Source organism: Limnothrix sp. FACHB-406, from assembly GCF_014698235.1.
Classification (GTDB): domain Bacteria; phylum Cyanobacteriota; class Cyanobacteriia; order CACIAM-69d; family CACIAM-69d; genus CACIAM-69d.
Map to the genome: position 1 here is coordinate 129,696 of NZ_JACJSP010000002.1, position 17,828 is coordinate 147,523.

The 17,828-nt window shown below is 54.3% G+C and carries 15 protein-coding genes; 5 read left to right on the forward strand and 10 right to left on the reverse strand.

The features are described from left to right. Positions 1 to 31 precede the first annotated feature (31 nt). On the forward strand, positions 32 to 2,482 hold the full coding sequence (locus H6G53_RS02445; RefSeq protein WP_190530826.1) for an OmpA family protein: 2,451 nt from the start codon (positions 32 to 34) through the stop codon (positions 2,480 to 2,482). A 325-nt stretch (positions 2,483 to 2,807) separates the two neighbouring features. After that, positions 2,808 to 3,380, forward strand: a complete 573-nt coding sequence (locus tag H6G53_RS02450) for a Rab family GTPase (protein ID WP_099535453.1) — start codon at positions 2,808 to 2,810, stop codon at positions 3,378 to 3,380. 135 nt (positions 3,381 to 3,515) lie between these two features. Here the strand turns inward: H6G53_RS02450 and H6G53_RS02455 are convergent, their stop codons facing one another. Further along, a complete protein-coding gene (locus tag H6G53_RS02455; protein WP_099535507.1) occupies positions 3,516 to 4,271 on the reverse strand; it encodes a 2-phosphosulfolactate phosphatase family protein in 756 nt (251 codons plus the stop codon). A gap of 574 nt (positions 4,272 to 4,845) precedes the next feature. Here H6G53_RS02455 and H6G53_RS02460 point away from each other — a divergent pair. Then, a complete protein-coding gene (locus H6G53_RS02460; RefSeq protein ID WP_099535455.1) occupies positions 4,846 to 5,529 on the forward strand; it encodes a Crp/Fnr family transcriptional regulator in 684 nt (227 codons plus the stop codon). A gap of 107 nt (positions 5,530 to 5,636) precedes the next feature. Next, entirely contained in the window at positions 5,637 to 7,415 is a 1,779-nt protein-coding gene (locus tag H6G53_RS02465; RefSeq protein ID WP_190530827.1) for a M61 family metallopeptidase, read from the forward strand. A 225-nt stretch (positions 7,416 to 7,640) separates the two neighbouring features. Here H6G53_RS02465 and H6G53_RS02470 read toward each other — a convergent pair whose 3' ends face one another. From H6G53_RS02470 to H6G53_RS02500, 7 genes are all read right to left on the reverse strand, one after another. After that, positions 7,641 to 7,895: a phycobilisome linker polypeptide gene (locus tag H6G53_RS02470; protein ID WP_099535459.1), complete on the reverse strand. Its 255-nt coding sequence runs from the start codon at positions 7,893 to 7,895 to the stop codon at positions 7,641 to 7,643. A 115-nt stretch (positions 7,896 to 8,010) separates the two neighbouring features. Further along, the gene (locus H6G53_RS02475) at positions 8,011 to 8,223 is read right to left on the reverse strand and encodes a hypothetical protein (RefSeq protein WP_190404974.1); all 213 of its coding nucleotides are present in this window, start codon (positions 8,221 to 8,223) and stop codon (positions 8,011 to 8,013) included. 23 nt (positions 8,224 to 8,246) lie between these two features. Continuing rightward, positions 8,247 to 9,113: a phycobilisome linker polypeptide gene (locus H6G53_RS02480; RefSeq protein ID WP_099535464.1), complete on the reverse strand. Its 867-nt coding sequence runs from the start codon at positions 9,111 to 9,113 to the stop codon at positions 8,247 to 8,249. A 138-nt stretch (positions 9,114 to 9,251) separates the two neighbouring features. Beyond that, positions 9,252 to 9,740, reverse strand: a complete 489-nt coding sequence (gene cpcA, locus H6G53_RS02485; RefSeq protein WP_099535466.1) for a phycocyanin subunit alpha — start codon at positions 9,738 to 9,740, stop codon at positions 9,252 to 9,254. Between the two features lie 291 nt (positions 9,741 to 10,031). Further along, positions 10,032 to 10,550, reverse strand: coding sequence for a phycocyanin subunit beta (locus tag H6G53_RS02490; RefSeq protein WP_099535468.1), 519 nt, complete (start codon positions 10,548 to 10,550; stop codon positions 10,032 to 10,034). A 934-nt stretch (positions 10,551 to 11,484) separates the two neighbouring features. Then, positions 11,485 to 12,558, reverse strand: a complete 1,074-nt coding sequence (locus H6G53_RS02495; RefSeq protein WP_190530828.1) for a lysylphosphatidylglycerol synthase transmembrane domain-containing protein — start codon at positions 12,556 to 12,558, stop codon at positions 11,485 to 11,487. A gap of 44 nt (positions 12,559 to 12,602) precedes the next feature. Then, positions 12,603 to 14,255 carry a hypothetical protein gene (locus H6G53_RS02500; RefSeq protein ID WP_190530953.1) on the reverse strand — a complete coding sequence of 551 codons (1,653 nt, stop codon included), beginning with the start codon at positions 14,253 to 14,255 and terminating at the stop codon, positions 12,603 to 12,605. Between the two features lie 326 nt (positions 14,256 to 14,581). On the opposite strand from H6G53_RS02500, the gene H6G53_RS02505 reads away from it, so the two are divergent. Then, complete coding sequence (locus H6G53_RS02505) at positions 14,582 to 15,592, forward strand: Npun_R2479 family HD domain-containing metalloprotein (RefSeq protein WP_347343079.1); 1,011 nt, start codon at positions 14,582 to 14,584, stop codon at positions 15,590 to 15,592. A 178-nt stretch (positions 15,593 to 15,770) separates the two neighbouring features. Here the strand turns inward: H6G53_RS02505 and H6G53_RS02510 are convergent, their stop codons facing one another. After that, positions 15,771 to 16,601 (reverse strand): photosystem II manganese-stabilizing polypeptide, encoded by an 831-nt coding sequence (locus tag H6G53_RS02510; protein WP_099535472.1) that lies wholly within the window; start codon positions 16,599 to 16,601, stop codon positions 15,771 to 15,773. 681 nt (positions 16,602 to 17,282) lie between these two features. Next, positions 17,283 to 17,474 carry a hypothetical protein gene (locus H6G53_RS02515; RefSeq protein WP_099535476.1) on the reverse strand — a complete coding sequence of 64 codons (192 nt, stop codon included), beginning with the start codon at positions 17,472 to 17,474 and terminating at the stop codon, positions 17,283 to 17,285. Positions 17,475 to 17,828: the final 354 nt, after the last annotated feature.

Genomic DNA, 17,828 nt, shown 5'->3' on the forward strand with positions numbered 1-17,828 from the left:
GTTGGATTGAGTTGGTTGGAGTGCTGGCCCTATGCCCGATCGCAATCATTCCGAGTCGGAGCCGGTGGAGGATTGGCTAGATCTGCTGAGTCAGTTGGGCCGATCGTCTCAGTCGCCCACGGAGCGGCCACCCAGTTCGATCGCCCCGCAACCCCAAGGTTCGGTGGCGAGCCGTCTCGCAGTTCCTGATGAAACACTGCAAGGCCGAGCGGGATCCGACTTAACAGGATCTCGCTCGACCTTGGTAGAAGCCGATTTGGCCGCCGACTTAACAGCCGATTTGGCAGAAAGCCTGGCAGGAAACCTGGCAGAAAACTCAGCAGATCGTGATGAGTTACCGATCAATCCATTTGGGGCCGATCCGGATTTGTTGACCCCGCCTTCGCCCGCAACGGGGCGATCGGGGCAAGATACAACCACCAAAGCAGGGAACGGGGCCAACGGCAACGGCGCACCCTCCGAAGGCAACGGTAGCTCAGGGGAAGATGCCTGGGAGCAGTTGCAATCGCTGCTGATTGGTGACAACTTTGTCCGCGTGGAAGATCGGGTGGAAGCCCTGCGCGGCAAAATGCAACGGGTTCAGCAGCAGGTGGATGCGATTGAGTCCCTGCTGCAAAATGCCGATCAACTGGTGGCGCACCTATCGCCCCTGATTGCGCGGTTGATTGAACGGCGGGTGCTGGATGCCCGCGAAGAAATTTGCCAAGCCCTGTTGCCCACGATCGATCGCCTGATTTACGAGCGATCGCTTCAGGATCGACAAGCCATGGCCGAGGCGATCGCCCCCGTGCTGGATGCGGCGATCGTCCAGCGAATGCAAGATGCTCCCGCTGATTTGGCCCTGGCGATCGCCCATGCCATTGCGCCCGAAACCGCCTCCGCCATGCGGGAGCAGTACCAGCTTGATGCGGACTCGATGATTCAAGCCCTTGGGCCCATGATGGGGGCTTCAATCAAAGAGCAAATTGCCCTAGAACGGGATGCCATGGTGGATGCGCTCTATCCCGTCATTGGCAACACGATCGCCAAGTACATGAAAGACGCGATCGACTCCATCAACGAAAAGGTGCATAACACCCTGAGTATGGAAGGGGTGGGCCGCAAGATGCGAGCCAAAATGCAAGGGGTCTCCGAAGCGGAGCTGATTTTGCGGGAAGCCATGCCCTATCGGGTACAGGCTGCTTTTTTGATCCACAAGGCCTCGGGTCTGGTGATGAGCGAATGTCAATCCGCTGACCAAGATCCCCTCGAAGGGGACATGCTGGCGGGAATGCTCACGGCCATTCGCAGCTTCGTGAATGATTGCATGGTGCAAGATGGCAACGTGTCCGAATTGCACGAAATTCAGTACAACGATTCGCAAATTGCCATGGAGGTGGCCGGTTACTGCTATTTGGCGGTGATTGTGAAAGGTCAACCGTCCAAGGGCTTCTACCGTCAGTTGCGATCGACCCTGGAGCGGTTGGTGGAACGGTACGATCGCCCCCTGCAATCCTTTGATGGCGACTCCCGCACCCTGCCGGCCCCCGTTCACACGGCCGTGACCGGCTTGGTGCGACCCATCCAACGGCGTTCGTACCTGAACCTAAATCGGCGGGGTGGGTTTCCTTGGGCCCTGACGGGGCTAATTTTGGTGCTGAGCGCGGCGATCGCGGCCCCTTGGATTTGGTGGAACTATCAAAACCAGCGCAACCGAGGCCTGTTGGCGGCCGTGCAAGGGGCCCTGAATACCTCTCCCCAATTGGCGGTGTATAATCTATCCGTTGATTTACAAGGCGATCAGTTGCGATTGCGGGGCAAGGTTCCCTATCCTTGGCTGCGATTCCAGGCGGAACGCACAGCCACCGACACCTATCGGGCGATCGACCCAAAACGGTTTCAGCAAGCCACACCCCCCAAAAATCAAATCATTGCCGTGCAGTTGCCCACGGATCCCATTCTGGCTGCTGCCGAGGTGCAGCGGATTGCCAAAACCTTGAACCGGGATGGCAACGTGGTCAACGCTAGCTACAGCATCGATGCGCAATCTGGCGGAACGGTCACCGTCACCGGCTCCGCCCGCAGCCGAGCCGAAGCCAGCGCGATCGCGGCGGCCTTTGAGCGGGTTCCCGGCACTAACCGTGTCGTCAATTCGTTGCAAATTGTGATTCCGAGTCTGACCGTTCGGTTGTACTTTGAGTTAGGAGCCGATCGATTCGTTGATGTCGATATTGCCGGCAAAATCGATCCCATTCGCCAATTCCTGCAAAGTTATCCGGATCTGAACCTGCGCGTGGTGGGCCACAGCGCCCCCACCGAACCGAATGCGTCGGCCCTGGCCTTGCAGCGAGCGCAATTGGTGCGATCGGCCCTCATTAGCCGAGGCATTTCGGCCCAGCGGCTAGTGCCCAGTGCCCAGGTTGGGCCCCCGCCGGATGTGACCCAAGGCGATGGGGAATGGATGAGTCGTTGCGTGCGCTTTGAAGCAATCCCAGCGCCTTAAATTCCTGATCCATTCCCCATCGATCGTGAAGCCAATCGATTCACGACTCGATTCACGATGTTCCTCCCTGGCTTGCCCATGAATGAGCCATCGCTTCGGTTTGCTGGATTTGCCTGCTATGTTCGACCAGCTTGATTTGCATCATTAACCCGCTGGAACCAGGCTCCTGAGCAATTCCCTTGCTTTGAATCATGTCCTGAATTGCCCATCCGCGATCGCCAGGGGGCCCGAAAATCGGGAGTTTTGCCGTTGAATTTCGGCCAGTTTCCATCCTGTCTTCTACAATCGGCCCAGTCGCCGGTGCGTTTGCCAACCCCCTAAAGCCATGCAAACCCTTTCAAAAAAAATTTGTTTGGTCGGTGATTATGCAGTTGGCAAAACCAGCCTGATTCGTCGATTTGTGGATCGGCAATTTAGCGATCGCTACTTGTCCACCATTGGGGTAAAAATCTCTCGGAAGATTGTGCCCGTGCCGCTGCCAGATCCGTCTCTCGATCGGGCCTCTGAGCGGCCGGAGCCGATGGAATTGCAGTTGCTGATTTGGGATGTGGAGGGCCAAACCAAGTTTCAGCGGATTGCCCCCAGCTATCTTCAAGGATCCTCTGGGGCGATCGTCGTGGCCGATGCCACCCGCCCCGACACGGTTAGTCATCTGCGCGACCATGCCAATTTAGTGCGATCGGTCTCGCCCACCAGTGTCGTGATTTTGGCCATCAACAAAGTCGATTTGATGGACGAGTCCCATAAGCACCATCTACAGCTTCAGGTGGAAACCCTTCTGGCCGGCGTGACCTACTCGCTCTATTGGACTTCCGCCAAAAGTGGCAGCAATGTGGATGAGATCTTTAGTGAATTAGCCCTGTCCATGGTGCAGCCAGCCATCAGCCGGGGCCGATAGCTGACTGGGCGTTGGTTTTGGCTTAGGTTTTGGCTCAGGTTTGGCTCACTCAGTGCGAATGATGCAAGTTGAGCAAGAACGCAGCAAGAACTCAGCACGAATTCAACGCCAAATTAAATGCCAATTAAGTGCAAACTAAGCGCGGGTCAACACTGCCGGGGCCGTTTGGATGGGCACCACATCTAGGCGATCCTGACTGGCGCAATATTCCAAATCCTCCAGCAAACCCAGCCGCAGCAAGCGTTGGCCGTGGCTTGCCTGGTGAAACAGTTGCAGCAGTCGATCGCGCCATTGGTCATAGAGCGCCAACGCCGCCACGGCCTCATCGTTGCCGAACCAATCTGAGTCCTGACCTAGTTTTTCCAACAGGGCAGAAATAATCGCACCAGCGCAGACCGTATCTTCCAGGGAAAAGCTGCCTTCCCAGCCGGAAGCGGTCATCCAGAGGGTGGCGGGTTGTTGGGCCAACACAAAGTCCACGATCGCCCGTCGATTCACCAGGGCCGCCGCCAAAACAACCGGGGCGTTTTGGATGGTTTGCAGGGCCCGAGTGCCGTTGGTGGTGCTCATGAACAGGCGTTTGCCCGCCACCCGATCGGGGGTACAGTCTAGGGGAGAGTTGCCCAAATCACAGCCTTCCACGGTTTTGCCGCCCCGCTCGCCAATCCGAATGCGACGATCGGCCGGCCAAGCCTCGCTGGTGGTCATCAATTCTTCAAGGGTGCAAAAGGCCTGAACCGATTCCGCTCCGGCGGCCAGCGCTGTGGCGATCGTGGTCGTGGCCCGCAACACATCAATGGCGATCGCACAGTCCGGCGCTGGGGTCGTCGGCGACTCGCTCCCCGAAAATTGGGGGGTTAACTCCGGGGTATGAAATACAGAAATCTTCACAGAACAGATTTCTTTACAGAACGCAACGACACCCTTTAGTGCATCACGATGGGGGCGATCGCGCAAGCATGGTCAGCCCCAAGATGTTCTGGAAATTGTGGATCGGTGCTGAGCCTAAAAGACCGGAATTTCGTTTGGTTTTGGGAGGATTGTCCCCATCAGCCGACGAAGATCCTAAGGAGGGGACGATTAACGGGAATTAACCATAAACAACTAGGGTTAATTCGGGCTGGCCGGAATGTTGCTTCAGAACGTCATCGAAGATGATTCAACCAGACCATTCAACCAGACCATTCAACCCGTGACCAGAAGATGGCCATGGGGCGCTAAATTCAGCTAAATTCAACCGATGGTTGACGGCGGCCCGTTGTGGCCAGCCACTGAGCGAAGTCATGGGGCCAGGCATTTAGAGTCACCATTAAGACCCGTAACTGAGCGTAGGAGAATGGGGCGATCGCCCCGTCCCGAACCGCCGAAACCCAACCGCAATTCGTCAAGACTCTGGGTGTTTCATCTGCCATCTAGGACAGAATCTTGCTAGGCTCAAAGAACCATGCCAACTAACTCTCCGGCAATGCAAACTGAAACCTTTACAGAGCTTTTTCCATTGTTCAATGCGGCCAGTCAAGAAACGCTCGATTGGCTGTTGGCGGCCGCAGTCGAGCATGATTACCCCGCAGGACGCGCCGTTTTAATGGAAGACTCTTGGGGAAATGCGGTCTATTTCATTGCCTCCGGATGGGTGAAAGTCCGTCGGCTCTCGGGGGACAAAGACATGACCTTGGCCATTTTGGGTCAGGGTGACTTTTTTGGAGAAATGGCCATCTTGGACGAATCGCCTCGATCGACCGATGTGTTGGCCCTGAGCGAAGTGGAACTATTTAGCATCTCCGCTCAACGATTTGTCCAAACCCTGTTTAAAGATTCCCAGCTACACCACCGACTGCTGCAACTCATGGTGCGCCGGGTTCGGAATGCCAACACCCGCTTGCAGTTGCGCCGAAAACCGAGCGCCGTCAAATTAGCAAACACCTTGGCTTCTTTGGCCGATGACTACGGACAACCGGCCGATCGGGGACGCGACATTCTGAATATCCCGATCAAGGATTTGGCAGAAGTCAGTGACATTACCCTCGAAGAAACCGCCAAAATTATGGCGAAACTGCAAGAAAAAGGTTGGGTGAAGATCGATCCGCACGAAAAAATTATGCACTTGCCCTTTTTGCCACAGTTACGACAACTGGCAAGCCAAGGTTAGTGAGAGGCTATGGAGCGGCATGGTCAGATGGCATGGTCAGTTTGTTGCTGACCATTTCCTCTGTTGTGATTGCATTCTGTTGATGACGTTTTCTCTTTCTCCGACCCATGACCCAAGCAATTGCTACCCCGCCCGATCGTCGAGCAGCCCAGTTGCCACGGTTAACTTATCAAGTGGCCATGCCCGAGCCACAAACCCACCTTTTTGAAATTGAACTGGTGTTGAAGGGTTGGCAAAGCACCACCTTAGATCTCAAGTTTCCCGTTTGGACTCCCGGTTCCTATCTGATTCGGGAGTATGAACGGCATCTGCAAGACTTCAGTGCTTGGGGGGCAAACCAACAGCAACTGCTGTGGCGAAAGCTGGCCAAAAATCACTGGCAAGTGGCGATCGGGCAGTTAGAAACGGTCACCATTCGCTATCGGCTGTTTGCTAACGAATTGACCGTGCGCACGAACCATCTCGATCGCACCCATGCCTACTTCAACGGGGCAGCCACGTTCCTCTATCCCGTTGGGGGGTTAGAAATTCCGTTGCAAGTGACCATTGCCCTGCCCCGATCAGACTGGCAAGTGGCCACTGCTCTGCCCTTGGTCAACGATCAAGGAACCCACAAAACCTTTCAAGCGGCCGATTTCGATCAACTGGTTGATAGTCCCTTTGAAATTGGAACCCATCAACTGCATCGCTTTGAAGTGCTGGGCAAATCCCATGAATTAGCAATTTGGGGTAATGGCAACCTGGAACCCCAATCGATCCTTGAGGACTTTGAAAAAATCATCAAAGTTGAAGCTAACCTATTTGGCGGCCTGCCCTACGATCGCTACCTATTTATTTTGCATCTCACCGGTCAGGGCTATGGCGGCCTAGAGCATAAAAACTCCTGCTCGCTGATTTATAACCGCTATGGATTCCAGCAAACGGAAAAACGCCATCAGTTCATGCAACTGGTGGCCCATGAGTTTTTCCATCTTTGGAACGTGAAGCGGATCCGGCCCAAAGAGCTAGAAACCTTTGATTATGATGCAGAAAACTACACGCCGTCCCTGTGGTTTTGCGAAGGAACCACCAGCTACTATGATTTGCAAATTCCCTGCCGTGCGGGTATTTATAGCCGAGCAGATTTCCTAACACAATTGAGCAAGGAAATTACTCGCTATCTGAATACACCGGGACGGTTAATTCAGCCTTTGGCCGAATCGAGCTTTGATGCTTGGATTAAGCTTTATCGGGCTGAAGCCCACAGTGGCAATAACCAAATCTCCTATTACCTGAAGGGAGAAATGGTTTCCTTGCTATTGGATTTAAAAATTCGGGCTAAGTTTGACAATGCTCGATCGCTCGATGATGTTTTGCAACGCCTGTGGCAAGCATTTGGCCAACCAGAAGTGGGCTTTACCGCTCAACAATTAGAGTCCATTATTGCTGAAGTGGCTGAAGAAAACCTGAGTGATTTCTTCCAGCGCTATTTGCACACCACTGAAGAATTGCCACTCCAAACCTATCTGCAACCCTTTGGCTTAGAGCTAAGGGGAATTGTCGATCGCGCAGTTCCCCACTTGGGCTTGCGTCTGGCTACCGAGCAGGGCCGCGAAATGGTGAAATTCACCGAAGCTCAATCACCCGCCTATCATGCGGGCATCGATCCTGGTGATGAAATCCTGGCTCTGGATGGCATTCGGTTAGCAGCGGGACAATTGCCCGATCGCCTCCGAGACTATCAACCGGGCGATCGACTCACCATCACCTATTTCCATCAAGATCAACTCCAATCCACCACCGTAGAACTGGCTGATCCCAAGCCCAGTCGCTACGAAGTTGCCCTTCTCAAAGACATCAGCCCGCTGCAAGAACAACTCCTCACCGGTTGGTTAGGAGCTGCCTAGGGAATGCGGTTCGTTATGCAAAAAGCGGGAGCCACTTCAGATCTTGAAGCTGGACTCCCGCTGGCGAGACGGATCTTAGTGATGGATCTTAGCGATTGAAAGGAATGCCGAAGAGGCACGAAACTGGCAAGCAAGTCACGGAGCCTGATCCTTGGGCTAATTCCCACCGGAACTAACCCCTACAGATTCGAGAATCGATCCAAGAACCTGGGGATGGAACCGTAACTATTCAGCCGCGCCTTCGTCGCCCACAACCACAGGAGTGATGTTGACGATTTTGCCGCCCAACCGCAGAATCCGTTGCATTTCTTGGTTCATGCGGCTATAGGGAACGTTAATGAAGATACTGCCGCTATTGCGCACAGAATAGGACTGGCGATCGGTTTGGTCATTTTGAGCCAAACCCGTCACTTCATAACGGAACACACGGGCCCCAGCAGTGGTGTTGGCCGACGAACCCGCAAGCGCTTGACCGAGCATAAACTCTCCCTCAAACTGTTAAAAAACTTCGCAGTTAAATGTCGCAGTTTAACTGTGGAATACTGTCTCTTTCAAGACGATAGAAAACGAGGTACAACGCATGAATGAATCATGATCATTGCACCTCGTCAATCGCAACCACTACAAGCAAACAGGAGCAAGCAAACAAGTCCCAGCCATTCATGGTTTGGCCCTGTTGCGGCGTGTCACCGCTGTGCTGCATCAGCCCAGTCAGCAGCCGTTGCCATCCGACAATCCAAGCCGATCGAGCTGGGTACAGGGCAGGGTGACCAAGCAACACAACCTTCCAATGGGGCTGAGTCATCATTCCATTTATTTCAAGCCAAGACCCTAAACAGGGGTAACGCTGGCGATTTTGCCGCCTTGACGTTGGATCTTTTGCATTTGATCCGACAACCGCGAGTAGGGAACCGTGAAGGTGCGGCTGCTACGACGCACGGCCGGATAGCCAGCGCCCAACAGGCCCGTTGCTTCCACGCGATACAGGCGATCGCTTTGGCTTTGGCCAAAAGAGGTGGGGGTGAGGCTGCCTTGGCCCAGGTCTTGCGAATTACGGAAGGCCCAGCCAATGTTGCTGCCCGAGGGACCCACAACGGCCGAAGCAGAATTGCGTCCCAACTCCGTGGCTAGACGCGGGCTGATTCCTTCAATCTGTGCCCGATCGCTATTGGCATAGCCCCGGTACAGGTGGAACATACGCGTAAAGCCCACGGTCTTCTGACCCGTTTGGGTCGCGAAACCGCGGTAGTAGGGAACAATATTTTCGCCAAAAGCGTTTTGATATTCTGCGGAATCGATGTAGGAATCGATGTCAGCATCAAAGCCTTCGTTTTGGTAGCGATCGAGGTGTTCAATCACTTCCGACTCATCGTAGGGCGCGCGACCCAACAGATGCTTCAGATTCAACTCGATCGTCCGAGTTTGGAAGTTGTTATACAAAAACTTCTCTTTGTATAGATCGGACTTCGCCACGGAGCGGACAAATTCCTGAACCGTGATCGAACGATTACGCAGCAGCGATTCAGAGCTAATCAAGCGCTGGGACTGCATCACATAATCGTTGCCCAGTACCTGACGGTAAACCGCCCGGATCACCAGTTCAACATCATCTGCCGAAGCATAGGCCCGCAGCTCAACGGGTGCAGCATCTGCATAGGCTGCCGTCCCCAGGCGCGAAGCAGCAACAGTAACGGCCATGAACAAATCTCCCAAAAATCACAGCAAGCACGGCTTACAAAAAAGCTCCCGGAAGAGGAGCCAACCAATTGAACCAGGTTACCGTTGCTGGGCAAACCAGCCACAACCGGCTCGGACACTCTTCCGGGATTGCATCAACTAGCTCAGGGCTTGGATAGCGTAGTCGATGTAGGTGTTTGCTTCGTTAGCAGCTTGACCGCTCAGACCGTGGTTAGCCTTGATGCTCTTGAGAGCTTCAACGTACCAGCTGGGGGACAGTTCGAAGGTGCTGTTGATTTCAGCCAAACCAGCGATGAGGTAGTCATCCATGGGGCCGGTGCCACCAGCAACCAAGCAGTAGGTGATCATGCGCAGGTAGTAGCCCACGTCACGAGCGCACTTGTCCTTGCCGGTTTGGGTCGAGGCGTAGTTAGCGCCGTTCATTTGGGTCGTGTAGGGGAACTTGCCGTACACAGCTTGCACAGCAGCGCTCACCAGGCTGTCAGCCTTGGTGGTCAGGGCGCGAGCAGCTTCCATGCTGGCTTGAGCGCGCTCGAAGCGACCGCGAGCCGATTGCAGTTCAGCGTTGCTCAGGAAACGACCTTGCGAATCAGCAGCTGCGATAGCTTCGGTGATCGGAGTCTTCATAGTCCCGTGTTAGGTGTCTCTAAAGTTAGCGTTGTTGACATCTTCCCTACCGCAAGCGGACAGGGATTCCCAAACTTCACAGTTTGGGTTTCTGCTTCACACCACCTGCCTCCACCTCGAAGGATGTTTGGTCTTACAGTTGTTCCGCAGACTGAAACCGCTAGCCTAGCGGCCATTCATCGACTAAAACGCCCTGAAGGGCGGGGCTTTAAACCCTGTTTTCCGATAAATCGAGACGAGATTGAAGTCAAAAGAAGATTGAAATCCTAAGTGACTTCACGGCAGCTTCGATTAGGCAACTGCACCAGCAGCGCGATCGAAGTAGCCAGCCACTTCAGCAATCAACGAAGAGCAATCGCCGGGGGTGATACCAGCAGGATCGTTAGCGATCGCGATCGCAGCATCCTTCATCTTGGCAACGCCAGCAGAAACCGAAGCGCCGGGCACGCCCAGAGCAACGTAGGTTTCGCGCAGACCGTTCAGGCAACGATCATCCAGAACGCTAGCATCGCCAGCCAAGGTTGCGTAGGTCACATAACGCAGGATGATTTCCATGTCGCGCAAGCAAGCAGCCATGCGACGGTTGGTGTAAGCGTTACCACCGGGAGCGATCAGTTGGGGTTGCTCAGCGAACAGAGCGCGAGCAGCGTTGGCGACGATAGTCGAAGCGTTGCTGGTCAAGCGGTTAACAACGTCGAGACGCTTGTTGCCGCTAGCAACGAGGGCGCTCAGAGCATCCAGTTGCTCGTTGCTCAGATAAGCACCACGAGCGTCGGCTTGAGAAACAACCTTCGCAAATGCGTCGAACATGGAATCGATCTCCTAAGGAATAGGTGTTTGTCGAGGTTGGTTGTGGTTTTGCGCTGTAGACAACTCAGTTCGCTGCCTTCACCTGCTAGCGCAGTGCGAGAAGGTTTTTCAGCTCCGTCTTAGTTCAGCAACGCTTTGCTTAAATTGGGGATCTCAATAGGTAGCCATGGCAAATCTGCCGGTTAAATTAACCGCAGTCATGGCTCAAAATCTGAGAGACTTTTCAAGTTTTATGAGAACCGAAAAAAATCCCTAGCAGTAGCGCGTTGACTAACGTTTGCTTGTTAAACACCTCTCGGCTATTTCTTTATACAACGCAGAAAGGGGTTTGGTCATTACAAGTTGTTAAGTTTCTTCAGGGATGTTCGGCATGAGCAACGAAGGATTAAAGAAACTCCCATGTTGCTAAAGGCTGAGGGCGATGGAGGTAGATTTCTGGGCTGTTGGGAACTCAAGGTTTTGTGGTGTGGGGATTTACTGAGTTTTGTGCTTTTTTGCAAAGGTTAGGTATAAAAACTTAGTCCGAAGAATCAGGAACTGAAATCGCCCCGATCAAAAACGGTAATTGTCTAGAATTTCGTCAGAAATCCTTAATGTTTCCTTTAGAAAAGGTCAAAACCTTTAACAAAAATCGATGTTGGCTGCTGGCTGTGAGATCCCTGAATAAAGGCTAGCAAATCGGTCAATGGGCGAGGTCAGTCCGCGAAAATGCCCGATGGATCTCGGTTTTGGCGGTTGGCATCCTCTGGCGATCGGATTCGCAAACTTTGCATGGCTCCTATGCGAGATTTGCTGAGTTGGTAACCCTTATTGGTAAATCCCTGTTGGTAAATCCCTGTTGGTAACCCCCCTGTTGATCAACCTCCTTGTGGGCGAGATGGCAAGGATGGGATGGCAAATGGGTTTGCGGAATCCCTGGCGAACCGAGAAAAGTTTATTGGTCGGAGCCGGCTGTGGGCTGCTGCCAGCGTTTGAGCTGAAGTAGGTATTGCCCCAAAAACGGTAGCCCTCCGATCGCGGGGAGCAGGTAGCGGGAGGTACACAACAGCCCAAGGGCGGCCCCGATCGGGGCGGCAAAGTAGGGTTGGTAAAACAAAATGAGGGCTGCGTCCCGAGTGCCCACGCCCGCGAAGGTTAAGGGCAACAGGCCGGCCAGAATGGCCAGCGGCGAGAGGGCTAAGTTAGCCAGGAAGGGCGCAAAGGCACGCAGGGCCAAGATGAAAAACCAGATTTGCAAAAGATGCAGAAACCAAATCACGATCGAGGTGAGGGTGACGATCGCGAGTTGGCGGCGATCGCTCCAAAAGTAGTCGTGCATCAGTTGCCAGGAGTCGCTGAGCCGATCGAGCTTGCGGCGCATCTTGCCGGGGGCGATTCGCTGACTGGCGGCAAAGACCGATCGCGCAAAGGCGGGCCAGCTCAACAGTGCCACCCCGGAAACTAACCCCCCGATCGTGGCCAACGTCATGATCCAAAACAGTGGATCCTTGCTGGGATAGAGCAGCAGGCCAAACCCGCACCACACCAGCAACGACAACATATCGCAAGCCTTTTCAAACACCACCAACGAAAAGGCCAGGGAACCATCCAAATGTCCCCGATCGCGCATGAAATAGGACTTGGCCAGGTCGCCCATTTTGGACGGCAACACCATATTCAGCACACTGGCCGCCAAAATCAGCCGATTGGCTTCTCCAAAGCTCAAGGTTGCAGCGGAAACCGCCGCCGACTCGATCGCCGGGGATGCTGCCCGGTCTGAATCCTCCGAGCTTGCTGGGTTGGGCAACGGAATCCCGCGCGGCATAGCCCCCTGGGGCCTGACCCGGGGCATTAACTGCTGCAACCGCCAGGCCGTCAGCAAGGTTAAGGGCACAACCATGCCCAAGCTGATGGCCATCCATACCGGATCGCATTGCTGAAACACTTGCACCAACCCGGCAAAGTCGATGCGGGTGTAAATCACAATCAAAATCAGCAAGCTAACGGCAATTGAAACCCAACGCTTCATAGAAAATCTCAGGCGGGAAGAATGATGGGGATAGGTTGGCGGCTTTAGGAAAACAGGCGATCGACCTTCAGGGGTTCACCGGGCTGGAGATGCTGAACCTGATTCGTCAAATCCCAGCTTTTTTGGAGCTGACCCGCTTGGTAAGTGCGGCTCATCACCACATAAATCGAAGTTTGATCAGTACCGATCTCCACTTCTTGCACGGGTTGCCAATCAGGAGCCAGCAACTCATCTTGCACCCGCCAGCCTTGCCCCACCCATTCCAAACGACGAATAAAACGATAGGGGGTCGATCGCTTGCCCACGATCAAAATCTGCTGCAAAATGCGCCGAATCAGGTTCGGAAAAAATCGCCCCACACTCAACATCACCAACCGCAAAATCATTAACTTGCTAGGGGTCATGAGGGTTTGTTTTGCCCAGCCCAGTTGCCCACAAATGCCAATGCGATCGGGTTCCACTTGCAGATCATATTGATCCACCAGATGACCCACAGCATTTTTCAGTTTTTTGCCCTGTTGCACTTGTAGTGAAAATTGCGTATCGGATGCCAAGAGATGTTGATTTCGGAAAATTTTGAAAGTGCCCCCTTTGTTGAGGGCTAACAGTAAGGTCAGCCAGTGACCTTCATGGTTTTGGCGACGATCGATCAAAATTCTGGCTTCTGGCAGCCAAACTCGTAGGGGCTTGGGATCTGGAATGGACGGGCGATCGGGCACAAAATCCCGCCAAGCTAACAAATAATTCCAAGTGTGATGACCCACAATATGGTCATCCGCATAACAGGCTCCCAATCCCCGTGCGAGTCCTTGCAAAACTTGGTCATTAATCGCCAGGGCCGACGGCATCCACCGCCCCACCAATTCAAAGCCATGGGGAAAGAAATTATAGGTATTTCGGCTTGTATATTCCCCTCCAAAAGAGCCATCGGGATGCACAAACCACTGCACCAACTCCACCGCTTGGGCTAAGGCGGGCTGCAATCTTGGATCCGCCTTGTCGCCCTGCAAAGTCAGCAACCGCGCCAAACAGGAAATGGTGAGGGTGTGGTAGCCCGGATCGCACCCTTCATATTCTTGAAACCAGCCTTCGGTGCTCTGCCAAGACAAAACCTGATTGAGGCGATCGACCTTGGCCCGTTGCCATCGATCGGTCTGGAGCCGTTGCCCCAGCAACTCCAAACACAGCACAATCAAGGCCTGGTGATTGGTGAGCCGGCCGCTTTCTTGGTGATGGGCCAACCAATCGGCCCGCCGACTCAAAAATTGCCAAATTTGCGGATCATCCAGCCCAATTAGCTCACAGGCATCAATGCAGGCCAGCAAAGAAAAGGCCGCCGCCCCTCCGGCCCGCTCAAAGGGAAAATAATCATCACAGGAGCCATCGGGATGAGAGCTTTGGGCCCCGTAGCGAATGCCGGCCTCAACCCAGCGCCGGAGGTTAGGCTGCTGATAAAAAGGATTGTTCGGCAAAGGCAGGGCCCAAACCAACGCCAGGGGCAGCACAAATTCCTGGCTCATGCCGCTGGGAAAGTCCACGATTTTGTATTGCCAGTAGTTGCGATCGAAGCAACCGTAGGTGGGGCTATGGGGGTTGCGATCGCACAGGGTCAAAATTTTGGGAATTTGGGCGATCGCCGCCTGGGCAAACTGATCCCGATCGGGCTGTGATGGGAAAGATGAAGGCTGATGAGGCATGGAGCTAGAAAACTCATCGATCGCCATAGGGAAGTGCAGTTGTGGTTGAGCGGATGTGTGAATTGAGGCGTGGGGCATGGGTCACCAACGATCGCGAGTTCGATCGCAGCAACAACCAAGATACGATCGCCCCGGGCCCCCGCCGTCATCACCACCCATCCCAGCCCCTGTCACCGTATCCCGCCGGCCACTCGCTAGGATAGAAACATCATGCAGGTTAATTTTGCGCCAGTTAACTTCGCACCAGTCGATTTCTCAGCAACTGCCTTGAACCCCTTGAGTGCCTTGCCCTCTCAACTCAGCCGACTCATGCGGAGGTAGCGATCGTGCTCAACCCCACAAAGTCGATCGTGGACGAACTCACCCGAGAACTAGCAGACGGTTACCGCCAAACCTACGGCGGTATGAAACCGGACTATGCGGAAATTCTCGGGTGGGTTGCCAACATGGCCCTAGAAAACATCGCCAACAGTGACGCGCTCTACCACAACGTTGAGCACACCATGTACGTCACCCTGGTGGGCCAAGAAATTTTGAAAGGCAAGCATATTCGCCAAGGCGGCGTGACCTGCGAAGATTGGCTGCTCTTTCACGTCTCGCTGCTGTGTCACGACATTGGCTATGTACGCGGCGTTTGTCACCGCGATCGCCCCCAGCAGCGGATCTACGCTACCGGCATTGACGACGAAACCATCGCCCTCCCCACCGGAGCCACCGATGCTAGCATGGCTCCCTACCACGTCGATCGGGGCAAACGTTTCATCAAAGACCGCTTCAAAAAGCACCGCCTCATCGACACCCAGGCCGTACAAGACAACATTGAACTCACCCGCTTCCCCGTTCCTCAAGACAACGACCACGCCGACACCGTAGGCTATCCCGGCCTGGTGCGAGCCGCCGACTTGATCGGCCAACTCTCCGACCCGCGCTACTTACAAAAAATTCCTGCCCTCTATTACGAATTCGAGGAAATTGGCACCAATCAACAATTGGGCTACCACAGCCCTGATGACTTGCGCGCCAAATATCCCAGCTTCTATTGGAATGTGGTTTACCGGTACATTGAGCCAGCCCTCGGCCTGTTGGAGCTAACCCAAACCGGCAAGCAAATTGCCGCCAACCTCTATGCCAACGTCTTCCGGGTCGAACACCAGCAATACACGCCCTTTTTTGCCCCCGAAGCCCACTCCTTAAGCTCAGCCACTTCCGCTAATTCCACTTCCGCTTCAGCATCCCCTTCAGTAAGCTCAGGGACTTCAGCCAACTCGGGAACCTCAAGCAGTGGAGCCATCTCCACCAAAAACAACGTGCAAAAACAAGGAAGCCACGCCGATTAGGCATGGCTCCCAAGCAAAGAGTTCTTAGGCAAAGAGTTTCTAGGCGAAGAGTTCTCAACCAAAAAGTTCTCAACCAAAGAACCTAGGGGGCATGATGTGAGGGCTGCCTTGTCATAGGGATTCGGTTTCCCCTGCCCAGCGCTGGCCCTGCATGTCCCCCTTGTCCCTTGTTTATGGCCTAGGCATCGCTGTCCACACGGGCATAGAAGCGACCGACAATCTTCATGTCGCTCGGCTTCTTGGAACCCATGTCGGTATCCGAGGGTTGGTAGCTAACGAAAGTGCCGGCAATTTCGTTGGTGTCAGCGTCCACCTTCGACACTTGCAGCGAGATGTTGCCCGTGCCGATGTCGTATTTCTTGACGTTTTCTTTCACCAGTTCGTCGCTGTCAGCATCAGCGGGCAGCGCCACGGCATTGTCATAGCCGCTGGCCAAACCACGACCCTTCGGATCCAAGAAGGTGGAACCACGATAGGAGGGAACGCGGAATTGGCCCTTCAGGTCGGTGGAAGAGGTGATGGCCGCTTGACCGGCTTGGCTGGTGGCCACCAGTTGCTTGATCGTGAACAGGAAGGGCACTTCTTCGCCACCGGGCAGCAGCACGGTTGAAGGTTGGAAGTCAAAGCCATCTTCTTCGGTGAAGGTCAGCGAGCCATCGCTGTTCACGGCCAGGGAGCCTTGAATTTGGTCGAGGGAGCTGGTTTTGCGGGTCAGCAAACGGCCTTCCACAAATTCCGCTTCTCTGCGCTTGTTAAGGCCTTCTTCTTTTACGTAGTAATTAAGGGGCTGTAAGCACAGGGCTTGAATGCTGTAATTTTTACCTGCTTCAAGGGCGATCGAACCGCGCGTGACGGTATCGACATCAGGGCAGTTATTCGCCAGACCGGTGTTCCGAATTTCTTCGTAGGTCAGGGGGCGATCGCTGGCCATTGAGGCATCGCCGCAGGCCGCCGTTAGCACACTCAGGCACAGGGCCAGAAGCGCGGCGATCAAAGCTTTGTATCGCATGGTGAACCTCAATCTCTAAAGTCTTGCTAAGGTCTCAAGGAATATTAGAAGAAGACTGGGACAAGTCTCGTGGCAGCGATCGGCGAGGGGTTACGACCGTAAGGGGCAAGCAGGCTACCCGATCGGGCAGTTACTAAACCCAAGCCCGCTGTCCAAGGTTTTCTAGATGGCCCGCGTGAAATCACCCGAAGAATCCGCTTGAGCAAGCGATCTACAGCGCAACACCACGCCACTAGGCATCCGAATTTTGGGGTTAATTGAGAAAACAATCAATCTCAATCAATCCCAACGATCGCTGGATATACCAAGCCAAGCGTCCCAATAGAGCATTCTACACGCCTCAGCGACCGCCCAATCGATTTCGCTGATTTGATCGATCGCTTTCGATCATCACCCAAGGACACCGTCCCCAAGCTGATTTCTGAGCCAAGCCCCCAAGCGCAGCGGGGCCAGATTTAAACATCCGGCCCCGCTGCTGATTTTGGGTTTGGTTTTGTGCTTGACCCGGTGGTTCCCTCAGTGGCCCCTGTTGTGGAGCAGGGGGCCGGTGGGTGGGGTCTGGATCAGGACTGGGCAATTAACTGGGTGATCAACTGGGCAATCAGGCGATCGACTGAATCGATTGCTCGATTGCTCGATTGCTTGATCAATCGAGCAATCGCCTGGCCCCGTGATGCTTGCCTAGCTCATGGTGGCTGGGCTGCGATCATAGCTATCGCTAACCAACTTGCCTTGAATGTGGGTCAGGCGGTTGGCCGCATCGGCGGTCAGACCCATGGTGACGCTAGCGCGGCCTAGCAGGGATTGATGACGGTGCTTAACGGAATGGTGACGTTGGGTCATCAGGGCACGAGCGCGGTCGAGACTAGACATGGGAGCAACCTCCGAGGAAAAACTGATTGAGGGTTATAGCGACAACAACCGTTGATTAACTCCCGGACTGTTGGAGGGCGATGCAGGCATTGCGCCGGGTGGGCGGCAATCCCTGGCCCGATCGGGCCTTGGTTACTGGCTCTACTGGGCCAGAAATCAAGGTCGGTTTCAGGCCGTTGTCCTATTCCTGAGAGTAGCGCAGATGAAAAATTTCTGCCAATTTCTGTATCAAGAGTTACGGAATACAAATCTTTAGAATTAGTCCCAAGGGGGTTGCACGCGATCGCGCGGGGTCTGAATAGGGGCCCAGTTGCATGACCAATCCATTGCCCCTTGCAAGAGCAGGCGCGAACT